Annotated in this window: 17 protein-coding genes; all 17 read right to left on the reverse strand. The window is 39.0% G+C overall.

Annotated elements, in window-relative coordinates; genetic code table 11:
- Positions 1 to 14 precede the first annotated feature (14 nt).
- On the reverse strand, positions 15 to 1,010 hold the full coding sequence (locus ACQKN2_RS13195) for a rod shape-determining protein (RefSeq protein ID WP_427415350.1): 996 nt from the start codon (positions 1,008 to 1,010) through the stop codon (positions 15 to 17).
- 495 nt (positions 1,011 to 1,505) lie between these two features.
- Positions 1,506 to 1,766: a sporulation transcriptional regulator SpoIIID gene (locus ACQKN2_RS13200; protein ID WP_010858004.1), complete on the reverse strand. Its 261-nt coding sequence runs from the start codon at positions 1,764 to 1,766 to the stop codon at positions 1,506 to 1,508.
- Between the two features lie 289 nt (positions 1,767 to 2,055).
- Entirely contained in the window at positions 2,056 to 2,721 is a 666-nt protein-coding gene (locus ACQKN2_RS13205; RefSeq protein WP_427415351.1) for a peptidoglycan DD-metalloendopeptidase family protein, read from the reverse strand.
- Positions 2,722 to 2,758: 37 nt separating this feature from the next.
- The gene (gene spoIID, locus ACQKN2_RS13210; RefSeq protein ID WP_427415352.1) at positions 2,759 to 3,694 is read right to left on the reverse strand and encodes a stage II sporulation protein D; all 936 of its coding nucleotides are present in this window, start codon (positions 3,692 to 3,694) and stop codon (positions 2,759 to 2,761) included.
- 436 nt (positions 3,695 to 4,130) lie between these two features.
- Positions 4,131 to 5,444, reverse strand: coding sequence for a UDP-N-acetylglucosamine 1-carboxyvinyltransferase (gene murA / locus ACQKN2_RS13215; protein WP_323648672.1), 1,314 nt, complete (start codon positions 5,442 to 5,444; stop codon positions 4,131 to 4,133).
- Between the two features lie 375 nt (positions 5,445 to 5,819).
- The gene (locus ACQKN2_RS13220; RefSeq protein ID WP_427415353.1) at positions 5,820 to 6,059 is read right to left on the reverse strand and encodes a DUF1146 family protein; all 240 of its coding nucleotides are present in this window, start codon (positions 6,057 to 6,059) and stop codon (positions 5,820 to 5,822) included.
- 101 nt (positions 6,060 to 6,160) lie between these two features.
- Positions 6,161 to 6,568, reverse strand: coding sequence for a F0F1 ATP synthase subunit epsilon (locus tag ACQKN2_RS13225; protein WP_323648674.1), 408 nt, complete (start codon positions 6,566 to 6,568; stop codon positions 6,161 to 6,163).
- A gap of 24 nt (positions 6,569 to 6,592) precedes the next feature.
- Entirely contained in the window at positions 6,593 to 8,008 is a 1,416-nt protein-coding gene (gene atpD / locus ACQKN2_RS13230; protein WP_079559414.1) for a F0F1 ATP synthase subunit beta, read from the reverse strand.
- A gap of 49 nt (positions 8,009 to 8,057) precedes the next feature.
- Positions 8,058 to 8,915, reverse strand: a complete 858-nt coding sequence (gene atpG, locus ACQKN2_RS13235; protein WP_427415354.1) for an ATP synthase F1 subunit gamma — start codon at positions 8,913 to 8,915, stop codon at positions 8,058 to 8,060.
- A gap of 47 nt (positions 8,916 to 8,962) precedes the next feature.
- Positions 8,963 to 10,471 carry a F0F1 ATP synthase subunit alpha gene (atpA, locus tag ACQKN2_RS13240; protein ID WP_142509183.1) on the reverse strand — a complete coding sequence of 503 codons (1,509 nt, stop codon included), beginning with the start codon at positions 10,469 to 10,471 and terminating at the stop codon, positions 8,963 to 8,965.
- A 28-nt stretch (positions 10,472 to 10,499) separates the two neighbouring features.
- Positions 10,500 to 11,036 (reverse strand): F0F1 ATP synthase subunit delta, encoded by a 537-nt coding sequence (locus ACQKN2_RS13245; RefSeq protein ID WP_427415355.1) that lies wholly within the window; start codon positions 11,034 to 11,036, stop codon positions 10,500 to 10,502.
- Positions 11,033 to 11,554: a F0F1 ATP synthase subunit B gene (gene atpF, locus ACQKN2_RS13250; RefSeq protein ID WP_427415356.1), complete on the reverse strand. Its 522-nt coding sequence runs from the start codon at positions 11,552 to 11,554 to the stop codon at positions 11,033 to 11,035. The genes ACQKN2_RS13245 and atpF overlap by 4 nt, the downstream gene beginning before the upstream one ends.
- Positions 11,555 to 11,727: 173 nt before the next feature.
- Positions 11,728 to 11,940: a F0F1 ATP synthase subunit C gene (gene atpE, locus ACQKN2_RS13255; protein ID WP_049668022.1), complete on the reverse strand. Its 213-nt coding sequence runs from the start codon at positions 11,938 to 11,940 to the stop codon at positions 11,728 to 11,730.
- Between the two features lie 64 nt (positions 11,941 to 12,004).
- Positions 12,005 to 12,727: a F0F1 ATP synthase subunit A gene (gene atpB / locus ACQKN2_RS13260; RefSeq protein ID WP_427415357.1), complete on the reverse strand. Its 723-nt coding sequence runs from the start codon at positions 12,725 to 12,727 to the stop codon at positions 12,005 to 12,007.
- 36 nt (positions 12,728 to 12,763) lie between these two features.
- Positions 12,764 to 13,135, reverse strand: coding sequence for an ATP synthase subunit I (locus tag ACQKN2_RS13265; RefSeq protein WP_427415358.1), 372 nt, complete (start codon positions 13,133 to 13,135; stop codon positions 12,764 to 12,766).
- A gap of 518 nt (positions 13,136 to 13,653) precedes the next feature.
- Positions 13,654 to 14,775 (reverse strand): non-hydrolyzing UDP-N-acetylglucosamine 2-epimerase, encoded by a 1,122-nt coding sequence (gene wecB / locus ACQKN2_RS13270; RefSeq protein ID WP_427415359.1) that lies wholly within the window; start codon positions 14,773 to 14,775, stop codon positions 13,654 to 13,656.
- A 208-nt stretch (positions 14,776 to 14,983) separates the two neighbouring features.
- Positions 14,984 to 15,613: a uracil phosphoribosyltransferase gene (gene upp / locus ACQKN2_RS13275; RefSeq protein WP_049668019.1), complete on the reverse strand. Its 630-nt coding sequence runs from the start codon at positions 15,611 to 15,613 to the stop codon at positions 14,984 to 14,986.
- Between the last annotated feature and the right edge of the window lie 102 nt (positions 15,614 to 15,715).

Here is a 15,715-nt window from a genome sequence, read left to right on the forward strand (position 1 = left end):
ACCTCATTATATTTTTATAAGGATGCGGGCACTCGATCGATATTTTCAAGCATAATCCCTGTACCAATTGCTACACAATCCATAGGTTGTTCTGCAATGAAAACAGGTACCTTTAGTTCTTCGATCAATAGCTGGTCCATACCGTGTAGTAAAGCACCACCGCCAGTAATAATGACCCCACGATCAATTATATCAGCTGATAACTCTGGTGGCGTTTTTTCTAAAACATTTTTTGCAGATTGGACAATCATAGCAACCGATTCATGTAAGGCACGTTCAATCTCTTCAGAGTTAATCGTTATTGTACGTGGTAAACCTGTCACCATGTCTCGACCACGAATATCCATAGAATCGTTTCGGCTACCTTTAAAGACTGTACCGATTGTAATTTTAATGGCTTCTGCAGTACGTTCACCAATTAGTAATTTGTATTCTTTTTTAATATATTGCAAAATATCATTATCAAAAATGTCTCCTGCTACCTTAATGGACTCACTCGTTACAATATCACCCATTGATAGGACTGCAACATCTGTTGTACCGCCGCCAATATCGACTACCATATTGCCGCTAGGTTGGAATATATCCATGCCTGCACCAATTGCAGCCACTTTTGGTTCTTCTTCTAAGTATACTTTTTTTCCACCTGATTTTTCTGCGGCTTCACGGATAGCTTTTTGCTCAACACTAGTAATATTCGTTGGACAGCAAATTAAAATACGCGGCTTAGCTAAAAATCCTTTTACATTTAACTTGTTGATGAAATGTTTTAGCATGGCTTCTGTAACGTCAAAATCCGCAATGACACCATCTCGTAGTGGACGAATTGCAGTAATGTTACCAGGCGTACGCCCTACCATTTGGCGAGCCTCTTCCCCCACAGCTAATACTTTATTTGTCTTTTTATCAATCGCCACAACAGATGGTTCATTTAAGACGATTCCTTTACCTTTAACGTGTATTAATACGTTCGCAGTTCCTAAGTCAATGCCAATATCTTTCGAAAACATTTTATAATTTCTCCTTCCCGCCATTTCCAACTACATAACGTTCATTTTTATCTGTTTATCTAGAATATTTTATCATACACTTCTGGTAATTTCACCTAATTTTAGTGAATAGAACTTCATTCCTTTCAATTATATGAACACTTAATGAAAAGAAGAAATTGCTTAAACATTTTTTTAATTCTTCACCTAACGTGAGTTGATTTCCGTTCCACTGGGCGCTTTCCTGGGGGCGTCGGGCCAACAGATGTTTTTTGCGTGCAAGCGCACCGAGGTTGATCCCAAAGGCGTTATCACAGGATGGGATGCTTTTAGCCTTCGTTCCTGTGACGTTGATCCCCAAGGAGTCGCCCAGTCAGAACAAAGATCAACTATTTAAACACGCATTAACAAAAGTCATCCCACATCTTTGGTGAAGAGCCTCTGTGTTTGAAATTTATGTAAGGAGATTAAAAATAAGCATCTAACTTGTCCTTTGCCTAATAAAAAAAGAACGAATCATTCTTGACTCGCTCTTTCTTTCCACTTGTTTTTCGTTGCTTCTCCTCCACGAATATGACGTACGGCCTTATGGTAGGCGAGTATTTCCTTCACTTGCTCAGCTAATCCTTCATGAATTGTTGGCAGTCGCTCTGTTAAATCTTTATGCACCGTACTTTTTGAATAACCTGTCATTTTCGCGAGGACACGCACAGTCTCACGCGTCTCAATCAATAATTCACCGAGGCGTATACAGCGCTTCCGAATGTGCTCGTGCACGTTCTTCGTCCTTTCCACACAAATTCACAAATGGCTTTGGCATCAGATGCACGTCTGCGCATTTCTTCAAATTATGTAAGGACAAAGCTATTCAGAACACATTTTACATTTTCACGATAAAATACTGATTTTTTATGCATTTTTAAGTATTCTTTTCTCCCATTGAAAGTGATCATTTTCATTGTTTGGGAGAAAAGAAAGTGCCTATTATCAATTATGTCTCAACATAATTGATAATAGGCACGATGTTGGGCTTGAGTTCCTCTATTTCAGCAACCGCTGAAATAAGTTAAAAGCCTAGTAATTTTTTCGGATTAATATATTTTCCGTTTTCAAGTACTTCAAAATGCACATGAACGCCAGCTGCTTGGTTCCACTCATTGTCAGTCGCTTTTCCTAATAACTGACCTTGTGTTACCTCATCGCCTTCCTTGACAGCAATATCTTTTACAGAGCTATAATGTGTTTCTTTACCATTTGCATGCTCGATAACAATTTTATTGCCTGTAAATGCATCAAGTTTTACTTGTTTTACTTTCCCACTTAAAGCAGCAAGTACTTCGAATTCTTCACCATTCATAGAAAGAGAAATGCCGGAAGATGTCGTAAATGTTTGATTAAATACCATTAGTGCTTTTTCACGTGACTCTGCATTAGCCTCTACATCATAAAACTCTTGTGAAACTTGAATTTTATTAAGATTTGCTTCCTTGAATGGGTATTTCATATTTTCTGTTCGTGCATTGGTTTCAACTACAGGACCTGAGTCTACTTCTGCTACTTCTGGTAATGGAGCCTCTTCTACTTTTGATACGAGACTATTGTAACCAAGTAACAAACCTGCTAGCATTAGAGCACCACCAGCGTAAACAGCTGGCCAAAACCATGGTTTCTTCTGTAATTGAACTTTTCCATCTTGATTTTGAGAAGTTTTACTATTTTTATCCTCTCTCATTTTCATCACCTCTAGTTGCAGTGTGAACAACTAGAAGTTATTTTAAACATGCATCTATCTTTTTTATCTCAATATCTTGATAATAGTAGTGTAAAATTTCGGCAGCAGTTTTCCCATCACTTGCCATAGCCTCTGCTCCATATTGACTCATTCCTACTCCATGCCCGTATCCTTTCGTGCTCACCTGCACTTTTCCAGTAGTGGAGTTATATGCGATTTTAAAGTCTGTTGATGGTATTTCCAAAAGTGTTCGAACTTCTCGTCCTGACCACACATTCTTTCCTAACTGCATGCGCTCAACACGTCCTGAATCATTTAAAAAGAACTGTACACGGTTGAAATCATTTGCCTGCCATTTAACAGGCCACAGCGCATTCCATTCAGCCAATGTCCATTCTTTCATCGCTGCAAACTTTGGTGATGATAGATCAGAATTACTCGCAACGCTTTGTAAATATGGTACATCATTGCCACTATAACCGTAGGCACTTTCTGTTTTCCCATTACTAGTAGAGTAAAACATTGCCGTAATTAATTCATTATTATATAGAAGAACTTGTCCTTTCGTTTCGTTAATAGCCTCGACAATTTTCTTTTCATTCCCCGGGAAATTGCTAGTCCAATTCTCTTTTCTTTGCTCCTTATTGTAAAAAACTTGTCTAGCAACAGTAGGAGCGATTGCTATTTTACCGTAATTTGTCGATTTCAACGCGTAAGTCCTTGCAGCAATAGCCTGTGCCTTTAAAGCTTCTTTTTTAAATGAAACAGGCATTTCTGCAGCTATCACACCAGTCACATACGTTTCTAAAGGGATTTTCTCCGGTTGTCCCTCCACTTCTATGAATATTTCACAAGCTTGCTCTGTCGTTGCAGGCGAATCTTCAACCGTACGTCTCTCACCAAATGCCACAGGAAGCATATATAATGCTCCAATCAAACAAATTATGCCTATACTCATTATCCATTTTTTCATAAGGAATAATATGCTAAAACTCTTCAAAATATGTGAACGCTTGATGGTTGCCTAAAAATCGCCTATCACCATAACGTGAGGTTGATTTCCGTTCCGGCTGGGCGCTTTCCTGGGGGCGTCCGATGAGCCGCTTCACTCGCTACGCTCGCTCCAGGGTCTCATCTGTGACGCTGATCCCCAAGGAGTCGCCCAGCCTCCACTCCAATCAACTTATAACAAGGCATACGTTTTAAAAACGCTAAATAGGAACTCACATCCTCTTAAATGGTGGAAATACGTTTGGTTCCGGATACATTGTCACTGATGAGACGGTTTTAGTCCTCTTTCCATCTAATGATTACTAATAAATCTTCCTATTGCTGCGTCACTGTCACCAGCATGGATATAAATATAAAGAAAAAACCCTTTGCTCGTAAGCAAAGGGTTTGGAAATCTATTAGTTTGTTGGTAATTCGACAGTTGATTTCTCTTTAACGATAACATCTTCAACTGGTACACGTTCAATTTGTGCGCCAAGTGAAGCCAACTTGCCATGGAAATCGACATAACCACGATCTAAGTGATACAGTTTTGTAACTCTAGTTATACCTTCAGATACAAGTCCTGCTAAAATTAGTGCAGCCGCAGCTCGTAAATCAGTCGCCATTACTTCAGCACCCTGAAGGTTTATTGGCCCTTCGATAAACACAGAACGTCCTTCTATTTTAGCACCGGCATTCATACGACGGAACTCCTCAACATGCATAAAACGATTTTCAAAAACCGTTTCCGTAATAATACTCGTACCTTCAGCAGTTAACATCAAGGCCATCATTTGAGATTGCATATCTGTCGGGAAGCCTGGATGTGGCATAGTTTTAATATCAACAGCTTTTAATGGTTTAGGAGCGCATACGCGGATTCCTTCATCTAGCTCAGTAATTTCTACACCCATTTCACGCATCTTTGCAATTAATGCTGTCATATGTTCAGGAACCGCATTTTCAATCGTTACATCACCTTTTGTAATTGCTGCTGCTACCATAAATGTGCCAGCTTCAATACGGTCAGGAATAATATGATGCTCTGTTCCATATAATGTATCGACTCCTTCGATACGAATCGTATTCGTACCTGCACCGATGACACGACCACCCATATTATTAATGAAGTTTGCAAGATCTACAATTTCAGGCTCTTTCGCTGCATTTTCAATGACAGTCGTTCCTTGCGCTAACGCTGCAGCTGTCATAATATTTTCTGTTGCCCCTACACTAGGGAAGTCCAAATACACATTTGCGCCTTTTAAACGTCCGTCTGCCTTCGCCTCTACAAAACCATGACCAAAAGAAATTTTTGCGCCCATAGCCTCAAAGCCCTTTAAATGTAACTCAATTGGACGGGAACCGATTGCACAGCCCCCCGGTAAAGCAACACGAGCATAACCATTTCGAGCAAGTAATGAACCCATCACTAAAATCGATGCACGCATTTTACTAACATATTCAAATTGAGCTTCACTAGAAAGTTCTTTTGTTGTATCTATATATACTGTATTATCCTCAGGTATATATGTAACAGCCGCATTTAGACTTTTTAGTACTTCATTTATAGTAAAGACGTCTGCTAAGTTAGGGACTTCCTTAATTACATTTTCTCCTTTAGAAGCAAGTAAAGCTGCTGCTAGGATTGGTAACACCGCATTTTTTGCGCCCTCTACGCGTACTTTCCCCTGTAGCTGTTGGCCGCCAGTCACTATTATTTTTTCCACCCTATGTCCCTCCGAATTCAATCTATTAACCTATCAAAATTTTATTTTAAAAAGAAGTATAATGTCATAATCAGTAAACAAACAACTCTATAGTACAACTTTTTTTACGCTCGTTCAAGCATCCAAATCACTATTTTACGTCATTTTTTAATATTTTGCTATTTATTTATTGTACGCATGATTTTTTTTTTTGTGAATGACCAATAACACGGGAGATAAGCGTTAATTTTTTATATATACCCAAAGATATGTGAACAAAAAACAAAATCTCACAAATTTCTTTTACATATTTCAAAGGACCACATAAATGATGTTATAAAGTCCTGTGAAATATGTAGATTCAACATCTAACATATAGATAGTAATAAGGGTCTCTTAAAATAAATACGGAAGCTTCCCAGACCAATTTGAAATTTGAAGAAAGAAATTTGAAACGGATGATCCTATTGCAATGCTTAATAAAATATAAATTAATTGGACTTGAAATACTTTATTCTTCTTAAAGAGCTTTTCTAACATAAACGCTTGTAGCGCATAAAAGGTAATAGCGATAAAAAATATATGCGATAAAATACCTATTAAAGCTTCCTGCCCTATTGCCTCATATAATTCCATGCTTGTTCCTCCATATTCATTCCTCTAGCTATCTTTAAATGGTACATATAGCATAATGATAAAAAACGGACAGATGTTGAATCTGCCCGTTAAAATTTGAATTAGATATTACCCTCATGAACGTTGATACGATTCAACGCACGTTTTAATGCTAGGTCAGCACGTTTGAAGTCAATGTTATCTTGTTTACCTTGAAGACGACCTTCAGCACGTTTAACGGCTTCTTTAGCACGTTTAACGTCGATGCTTTCAGCAATTTCAGCAGATGGCGCTAAAATTGAGATTTTTTCAGGGCGAACTTCAATAAAACCACCGCTTAAAGCAATAAGTTCAGTAGAACCGTCTTCTTTTTTAAGCTTCACTGCACCAATTGCAAGTGGAGCAACCATAGGAATATGGCCTGCAAGAACACCGATTTCACCTGAAGTTGTTTTAGCGATTACCATTGATACTTCAGAATCGTATACTGGGCCGTCGGGAGTGACAATATTGACTAGAACTGTCTTCATATTTTTTCCTCCTCGTCCCTAGTATTAAACCTCTACGCCCATGCTTTTCGCTTTTTCAACTACTTCATCAATAGAACCAACTAGACGGAAAGCATCTTCTGGTAGGTGATCCCATTTGCCATCAAGGATTTCCTTGAATGAGCGAACAGTTTCTTTAACAGGTACATAAGAACCTTTTTGACCAGTAAATTGTTCCGCAACGTGGAAGTTTTGAGATAAGAAGAATTGAATACGACGAGCACGTTCTACTGTTTGTTTATCTTCATCAGATAATTCATCCATACCTAAGATAGCAATGATATCTTGTAATTCACGGTAACGTTGGATTGTACGTTGTACGCCAGTAGCGATTGCGTAGTGCTCAGCGCCTACGATTTCTGGTGATAAAGCACGAGAAGTCGAAGCTAATGGGTCAACCGCAGGGTAGATACCCATTTCTGATAATTTACGCTCAAGGTTAGTAGTTGCATCTAAGTGGGCGAAAGTTGTAGCCGGAGCCGGGTCAGTATAGTCATCGGCTGGTACATAGATCGCTTGAATAGAAGTTACAGAACCTTTGTTAGTAGATGTGATACGTTCTTGTAATTTACCCATTTCAGTTGCAAGTGTTGGTTGGTAACCTACCGCAGAAGGCATACGACCTAATAGGGCAGAAACCTCAGAACCTGCTTGTGTGAAACGGAAGATATTGTCGATGAATAAAAGTACGTCAGCACCTTGCTCATCACGGAAGTATTCTGCCATTGTAAGACCAGTTAAAGCTACACGCATACGTGCACCTGGTGGCTCGTTCATTTGACCGAATACCATCGCTGTTTGCTTGATAACGCCTGAATCGCTCATCTCGAAGAATAAGTCGTTCCCTTCACGAGTACGCTCACCTACACCAGCGAATACAGAGATACCTGAGTGCTCTTGTGCGATGTTATTGATTAATTCTTGGATTAATACTGTTTTACCTACACCGGCACCACCGAATAGACCGATTTTACCACCTTTGATATATGGTGCTAATAAGTCTACTACTTTGATACCTGTTTCAAGAATTTCAACTGTAGTTGAAAGTTCATCGAAAGATGGTGCTTCGCGGTGAATTGAATCACGACGAACGTCAGCTGGAATCTCTTCACCTAAGTCGATTACTTCTCCTAGTACGTTGAATACACGACCTAGAGTAACTTCACCAACTGGCACTGAGATAGCTTTTCCTGAGTCTGTTACTTCTGCTCCACGTTGTAAGCCATCAGTAGATGACATTGCAATTGTACGAACAGAATCATCACCTAAATGAAGAGCAACTTCTAAAGCAAGAATTGTTGGTTCTTCATTAGGACGTTCAATCTTAACTGTTAATGAGTTATAGATTGCTGGTAATTGGCCATTGTTAAATTTTACGTCAACAACTGGACCCATTACTTGAATAACATGTCCTTTATTCATTACTGTGTACCCTCCTATCGTATTCTTATACGACATTGGGAAGCTGGGCCTATTCTAAGGCTGCAGCTCCACCAACGATTTCTGTAATTTCTTGTGTAATTGCTGCTTGACGTGCACGGTTATATTGCAATGAAAGGTCTGAAATAAGATCAGATGCATTATCAGTTGCATTTTTCATAGCAGTCATACGAGAAGCATGTTCACTTGCTTTTCCATCTAATAATGCGCCATAAACTAAGCTTTCCGCGTATTGTGGAAGTAATACTTCTAGAATTGCTTCACCAGATGGTTCAAATTCGTAAGAAGCATTACTGCTAGCAGGTGCAAGATCCGTTAATGGAAGAAGTTTTTTCTCTGTCACTTCGTTAGCAATTGCGCTGACAAAGTGATTGTAGTACATATAAAGTTCATCAAATGTACCATCAGTGAACATACCAACAGCTTTACGAGCGATTTCTTTAATATCAGCAAATGATGGTTGGTCCGGAAGACCGACAACATCGCTGATGACATTATGATCACGTTTCACAAAGTAGTCACGAACAACACGACCTACCGCTAAAATAACGTATTCGTCTTTTGATTTATGACGCTCGTCAATTGTACGTTGTACTTGACGTAGGATACTTGAGTTGTAAGCACCTGCAAGACCACGGTCAGAACCAATGACTAAGTAAGCTGTTTTCTTAACAGGACGAGCAGTTAACATTGGATGTCCACTGTCTTTTGTTCCTGAAGCGATCGCGCCTACTACGTCCTGGATTTTTTCCATGTAAGGAACGTACGCTTTAGCGTTTTGCTCTGCACGACGTAACTTTGAAGAAGAAACCATCTGCATCGCTTTCGTAATTTGTTTCGTACTCTTTGTAGAATTAATACGACCTTTAATTTCGCGTAAGTTTACCACTGGTATTTCACCACCTTTTGTTTTTTAATCAAGTGACTAGCTCGAACTTATTCTGATTTAGCGAAAGTTTTTTTGAAAGCATTTAGTGCTTCTACATAATCCGCATCAGGAGCAAGCTCTTTTGTAGTACGAACGTGATCTAAAACGTTTGTGTGGTTTGTATCTAACCAGCTTAAGAATTCACCTTCAAAGCGAACGATATCTTGTACTGGAATATCATCTAAGTGACCTTTAGTTAATGCATAAAGGATGGCAACTTGTTTTTCAACTTTAAGTGGTTTGTTTAGGTCTTGTTTAAGAACTTCAACCGTACGTTTACCACGCTCAAGTTTAGCAAGTGTGATTTTATCTAAATCTGAACCGAATTGAGCAAATGATTCAAGTTCACGGAATGCAGCTAAGTCAAGACGTAGTGTACCCGCAACTTTTTTCATCGCTTTAATTTGAGCAGATCCACCTACACGTGATACAGAAAGACCGGCGTTAATCGCTGGACGTACACCTGAGTTGAATAAGTCAGATTGTAAGAAAATTTGTCCATCAGTAATTGAGATTACGTTAGTTGGGATGTATGCAGAGATATCCCCAGCTTGTGTCTCAACGAATGGAAGAGCTGTAATAGAACCATTTTGATATGTTTCATTTAACTTCGCAGCACGTTCAAGTAAGCGGCTGTGTAAGTAGAAAACATCACCAGGGTATGCTTCACGACCTGGAGGACGGCGTAGAAGAAGTGAAAGTTCACGGTAAGCTGATGCTTGTTTAGAAAGATCATCATACACGATTAATACGTGCTTACCTTGTAACATGAATTCTTCTGCCATAGAAACACCAGCAAATGGTGCTAAGTAAAGTAATGGAGCTGGTTGAGACGCAGCAGCAGTTACAACGATTGTATAATCTAATGCACCGTGCTTACGTAACGTTTCAACTACACCACGTACAGTTGATTCTTTTTGACCGATAGCAACATAGATACAAATCATATTTTCGCCATCTTGGTTTAAGATTGTATCGATTGCTACAGATGTTTTACCTACTTGACGGTCACCGATGATTAACTCACGTTGACCACGACCGATTGGTACTAAAGCGTCAATCGCTTTGATACCAGTTTGTAGTGGTTCGTGTACTGATTTACGAGCCATTACACCGAAAGCTGGACTTTCGATTGGACGAGATTTTGTTGTGTTGATTGGACCTTGTCCATCCACTGGTTGACCAAGTGGGTTTACAACACGGCCAATTAGTTCTTCACCAACTGGTACTTCCATGATACGACCTGTACGACGAACTTCATCGCCTTCTTTGATGTCAGCATATGGACCTAAGATAACGATACCTACGTTACCTTCTTCTAGGTTTTGAGCCATACCCATAACACCGTTAGAGAACTCTAGAAGCTCTCCAGCCATGGCGTTGTCGAGGCCATGAGCAAGTGCGATACCGTCACCAATACGGATAACTGTACCAACTTCGCTTACTTTAAGTTCAGATTCATAATTCTCAATCTGTTGTTTAATCAGACTGCTGATTTCTTCAGCCTTGATGCCCATGTATGTCACCTCTCACATTTCTAAATTATTAACCGATTAATTCACGTTTTAGGCGCTCAAGCTTGTTCGCCACTGAGCTATCATAAATATGATTACCGATTTGAACACGAATACCACCAAGAAGTGATGGATCAATTTCGTTTGTAATGTTTAATTTTTGTTTCCCTACAAGTTTCGCAAATGTTGTAGAAATATTAGCGCTTTCTTCAGCAGAAAGTGCACGAGTAGAGAATACTGTTGCATCTGCAGAACCTTGTGCCTGTGCAGCAAGCTCAGCATATGCGTTCGCAATAAGCTTCACTTCGTTTACACGTTTTTTCTCAACAAGTAGTTGAACTGTGTGTAAAACCTCTGGAGTTGCACTTGCAAAGATTTCAGCTACCATTTGTTTCTTACGTTCGATAGAGAACTTAGGAGCATTTAAAAGCGTTAAAAAATCAGGAGATTCTTTGACTACTTTTGTTAGCTCGTTTAAGTCTGCTCCAACTTCAGCAAGAAGGTTTTTTTGTTGCGCTAATTCAAAAAGCGCTTGTGCGTAACGTTTTGCTACAGTTGAATTACTCATCGAGCTTCCCCTGCCTTCGCAATCGTCTCTTCAATTAGAGCACGGTTGTCTGCCTCAGAAATCTCTTTGCTAAGGACTTTAGATGCTGCAAGTACAGATAATGAAACGACTTCATCACGTACAGCTGCAATAGCTTTTTCTTTTTCAGACTCAATTTCACGTAAAGCCGATTCTTTTAAGCGGTTTGCTTCATTGCGAGCTGCAGTAAGAATTTCTTCTTTTTGCACTTCGCCTTGCTTCTTAGCGCCCTCAACAATCGATTGTGCTTCCGTACGAGCTTCTTTAAGAAGGCTCTTTTGTTCTTCTAAATATTGGTGCGAATCTTTGCGAGCTTTTTCAGCTGCTTCGATTTCACTAGCTACTAATTCTTCACGTTGTTGCATGATGCCCATAAGTGGACCCCAAGCGAACTTTTTAAGTAACAACATTAACACTAAGAAAATGATTAATGTTGCTGCGATGTCACCACCGTTGAAACCGGCACTAGCGCTGCCTAGTACAAGATTATCTAAAAACACGATTGTTTCACTCCCTTCAAGAGCTTTGACTTCAACATAATAATTTAGTTACTTGAAAAACTACCTATTTTAAAAAGCTATATTTACACATAGCTTTTATCCGTTACAAAATGAAGGGCGAAGTTTCATCTGGAGATTTCTGCTTCGCCACTAGAATTCAGTGTACAACTGAATTATTTGTTCATTACGATGAATGCGATTACTACTGCGATGATTGGTAGGGCTTCAACTAATGCTACCCCGATGAACATTGTAGTTTGAAGAACGCCACGAGCTTCTGGTTGACGAGCGATACCTTCTACTGTTTTTGAAACGATAAGACCGTTACCGATACCTGCGCCAAGTGCACCTAGACCGATTGCGATTGCTGCTGCTAATAAACCCATTTGAAAATTTCCTCCTTGGAATTGTTTGTTTTTTTTTGTTTAAGCATAAGATATATGCTTTATATTAATGGTCATCGCTCACTTTATGAGCCATGTAAACCATTGTTAACATTGTGAAGATAAAGGCTTGGATAAAGCCGATGAAAATAGAGAAACCTTGCCATGCCATCATTGGAACAATTGCTCCGATGAATCCGATTGGACCCGTAACAGCTAAACTTGCGATTAAGCCAAGTAAAATCTCACCTGCATAAATGTTACCGTAAAGACGAAGACCTAATGTTAACGTGTTTGCAAATTCTTCAACGATTTTTAGCGGGAACATAAATGACATTGGTTTGAAGAATGTACCAACATAATGGCCTGTCCCCTTCATTTTAATACCATAGAAATGTGTTAATGCTAAAATCATTGCTGCAAGAGTCATTGTAACAGTTGGGTCAGCTGTAGGAGATTTCCACCAAAGCTCGCCGTTATAGATGATAGAGAACGGAAGACCTAATAAGTTAGATACCGCGATAAACATAATTAGCGTGATACCTAAAATATGGAATCGCCCACCAGTTTTCCAGTCCATATTGCTTTTGATGATGTTCTTTACGAAATCCATAATCCATTCCATAAAGTTTTGCATACCTGTAGGTTTTAACTTTAGGCTTCTAGTTGAGATAAATGCGATTAAGAAAACGACTAGAGCCGCAACTAGTAACATCATTACAGTTGAAAGGTTGAATGTTAGTTTAAAAAGACCAAAATCAACCACTTGCAATGGAGCTTCATGATTCATTGTTATTTTTCACCTCTCTTTCTAATTTAAAGCACATTAGCGGTTCCTTAGATGTGACACAATTCTCTCGACAAAGAGAAAAACGTACGGAATCATTAGCCCTATGACCGTGCTAATTAAGTGAAAATAGTTTGGCAACGAAATGGCTAGAGCGACTGCCGCTACACCTGATCCAAAGCGGAGCATTGTACCAAGTGAGCCTATTTTCTTCCCTTCACTAATGGATCGATCAAACTTCTCCATACGGCGAACTAAAACCCAAAAATTATACGTACCAAAGAATGCACCGATTGCGATGCCCGCAAAAAACGTCTGATAGGGCGTAAATCCCCAGCCTAATGCACAGAGTGCGAGCAAAAAAAATAACGCTCTCTTCTGCATAGCAAAAATGTGATGCAAATCTAGCATTGGTTTATAATCTCCTGAATCATTTTTTCGAGTAAAGAAACATTTGCTGACCACTATGTGAAATCAGAAAAGAGCAGTGAAAAACACTACTCACAGCGGAATAGTAACGGGAGAGCGTCATTTTGAAATTACAGGTGTAAATCCCAAAAAATATCTTACACCCCGAAACGCACAAAACGTTGCAAATCGACAGATTTTGGTTTGAACTGTCAATTTAGTAGAAACTTGATGTAACAAGTGTTTCAACCACTATTTACGAATAGAAACCCTTATCATTCTTACCCTTTGTAAGCATACAATAGGAGATATTTGAAGTCAATTAGTAAAGGAGAAAAACTTCACAGCCACTATACTCTTGTCAAATTGTTGACAAATTTGTGTATGGAAATTCATAGTTTCAAAATCTCGATTCACGTTTGTGCAAAAAAAAGCTAATTTACGACACATATATGCTCGTAAATTAGCCCGCTCATCGCGATTAGTACATTAGACTCATTTTTTATTTTCATAAAGGGATATTACTTGCTTTTTTGTAAAAACCCTAGAAGAGCCTTCACAATATGCTCTGAAGCATGTCCATCACCATAAGGGTTTGACGCTTTCGCCATTGCTTCATAAGCATTTTTATCTTCTATTAATTGCTTAGCTAGAGAGTAGATTGTTTCTTCTTCCGTTCCTGCTAGCTTTAGAGTCCCTGCTGCAATACCTTCTGGGCGCTCTGTTGTATCTCTAAGTACTAAAACTGGTTTACCTAATGACGGTGCTTCTTCTTGGACGCCACCAGAATCCGTTAAAATCATATACGAATTAGCTGCAAAGTTATGGAAATCGAAAACCTCAAGAGGTTCAATTAAATGAACACGCTTATGATCTCCTAAAATTTCATTCGCTATTTCTCGTACAGCTGGGTTCATATGAACTGGATAAACAACTTGTACATCCTCATGCTCTGCTAAAATTCTAGTAATCGCTCTGAACATATGGCGCATAGGTTCACCTAGATTTTCTCGACGATGTGCTGTTAATAAAATCATACGATCTGTGCCTATTTTGTCTAAGACAGGATGTGTGTATTGTTCACTTACTGTCGTAGCTAATGCGTCGATAGCTGTGTTACCAGTGACAAAAATAGTGTCAGGGTTTTTATTTTCATCTAAAAGGTTTTTCTTTGACACTTCTGTCGGTGCGAAATGAAGGTCAGCCATAACACCTGTTAACTGGCGATTCATTTCCTCTGGGTATGGTGAATACTTATTCCAAGTTCGAAGACCTGCTTCCACATGTCCGATAGCAATTTGGTTATAAAACGCAGCCAGACTTGCAATGAACGTTGTTGCTGTATCGCCATGTACTAAAACAATATCTGGTTTTGCTTCTTTCATGACTTTGTCTAAGCCTTGTAATGCATTCGTCGTCACGTCAATTAATGTTTGACGATCCTTCATAATATTCAAATCGTAGTCAGGTGTAATTTTAAATGTTTCTAAAACTTGATCGAGCATTTGGCGATGTTGGGCTGTTACCGTCACAATCGATTCTATTTGCTCAGGATGCTTTTGTAATTCCAATACTAGTGGGGCCATTTTAATAGCCTCTGGTCTCGTACCGAAAATCGTCATTACTTTCCATTTTTTCGTCAAAACGATTTGCACCGTCCTTTGTTATATTTGTATGAAAAGTGCTTTACTTCCATTGATTTGCGTCATATGAGGCAAGTGTCGAAACTTTAAGAGAAGTAATTCGCCTAACATATTATGAAACGTCCTTCTAATTGAAGGACGCTCTCAAAAGTTATAGGTTTCCTAAAAATTACATACTAAACGAATTCAACCAAAAAAATGTTCAGTATTATTTTGTACCGAATAAGCGGTCGCCTGCATCACCTAAACCAGGGACAATGTAGCCATGGTCATTTAATTTTTCATCAAGTGCAGCAATATAAATATCTACATCTGGATGATGTTCTTGAATTTCTTTTACACCCTCTGGCGCAGCGATTAAGCACATGAATTTAATGCTTTTCGCACCACGTTTTTTCAGTGAGTTGATCGCTTCCACTGCTGATCCACCAGTTGCAAGCATTGGGTCTACAATGATGAAATCGCGCTCTTCTACATCTGCAGGAAGTTTTGCATAGTATTCTACAGGTTTTAACGTTTCTGGATCACGATAAAGACCGATATGACCAACTTTAGCAGCTGGAATTAGTTTTAATACGCCATCTACCATGCCAATACCTGCACGTAAAATCGGTACAATCGCAATTTTCTTACCAGAAAGTACTTTTGTCTTAGCAACAGTAACTGGTGTCTCAATTTCAATTTCTTCTACTGGCATATCTCGTGTAATTTCGAATGCCATTAATGTTGCCACTTCGTCTACTAGCTCACGAAATTCTTTTGTTCCTGTATTCTTATCACGAATATAAGTTAACTTGTGTTGGATTAGTGGATGATCAAATACGTATACTTTGCTCAAAGGGATTCTCTCCTAACCGTTCGGATTCATTTTTATCTCACCTAGTATAACAGAAAAAAGGAGTCGTCTCAAAAATAAATTTGGGACAATTCCTTTTCAAGA

It is taken from the genome of Lysinibacillus sp. NPDC093688, from assembly GCF_050280145.1.
Lineage (GTDB): Bacteria > Bacillota > Bacilli > Bacillales_A > Planococcaceae > Lysinibacillus > Lysinibacillus xylanilyticus_B.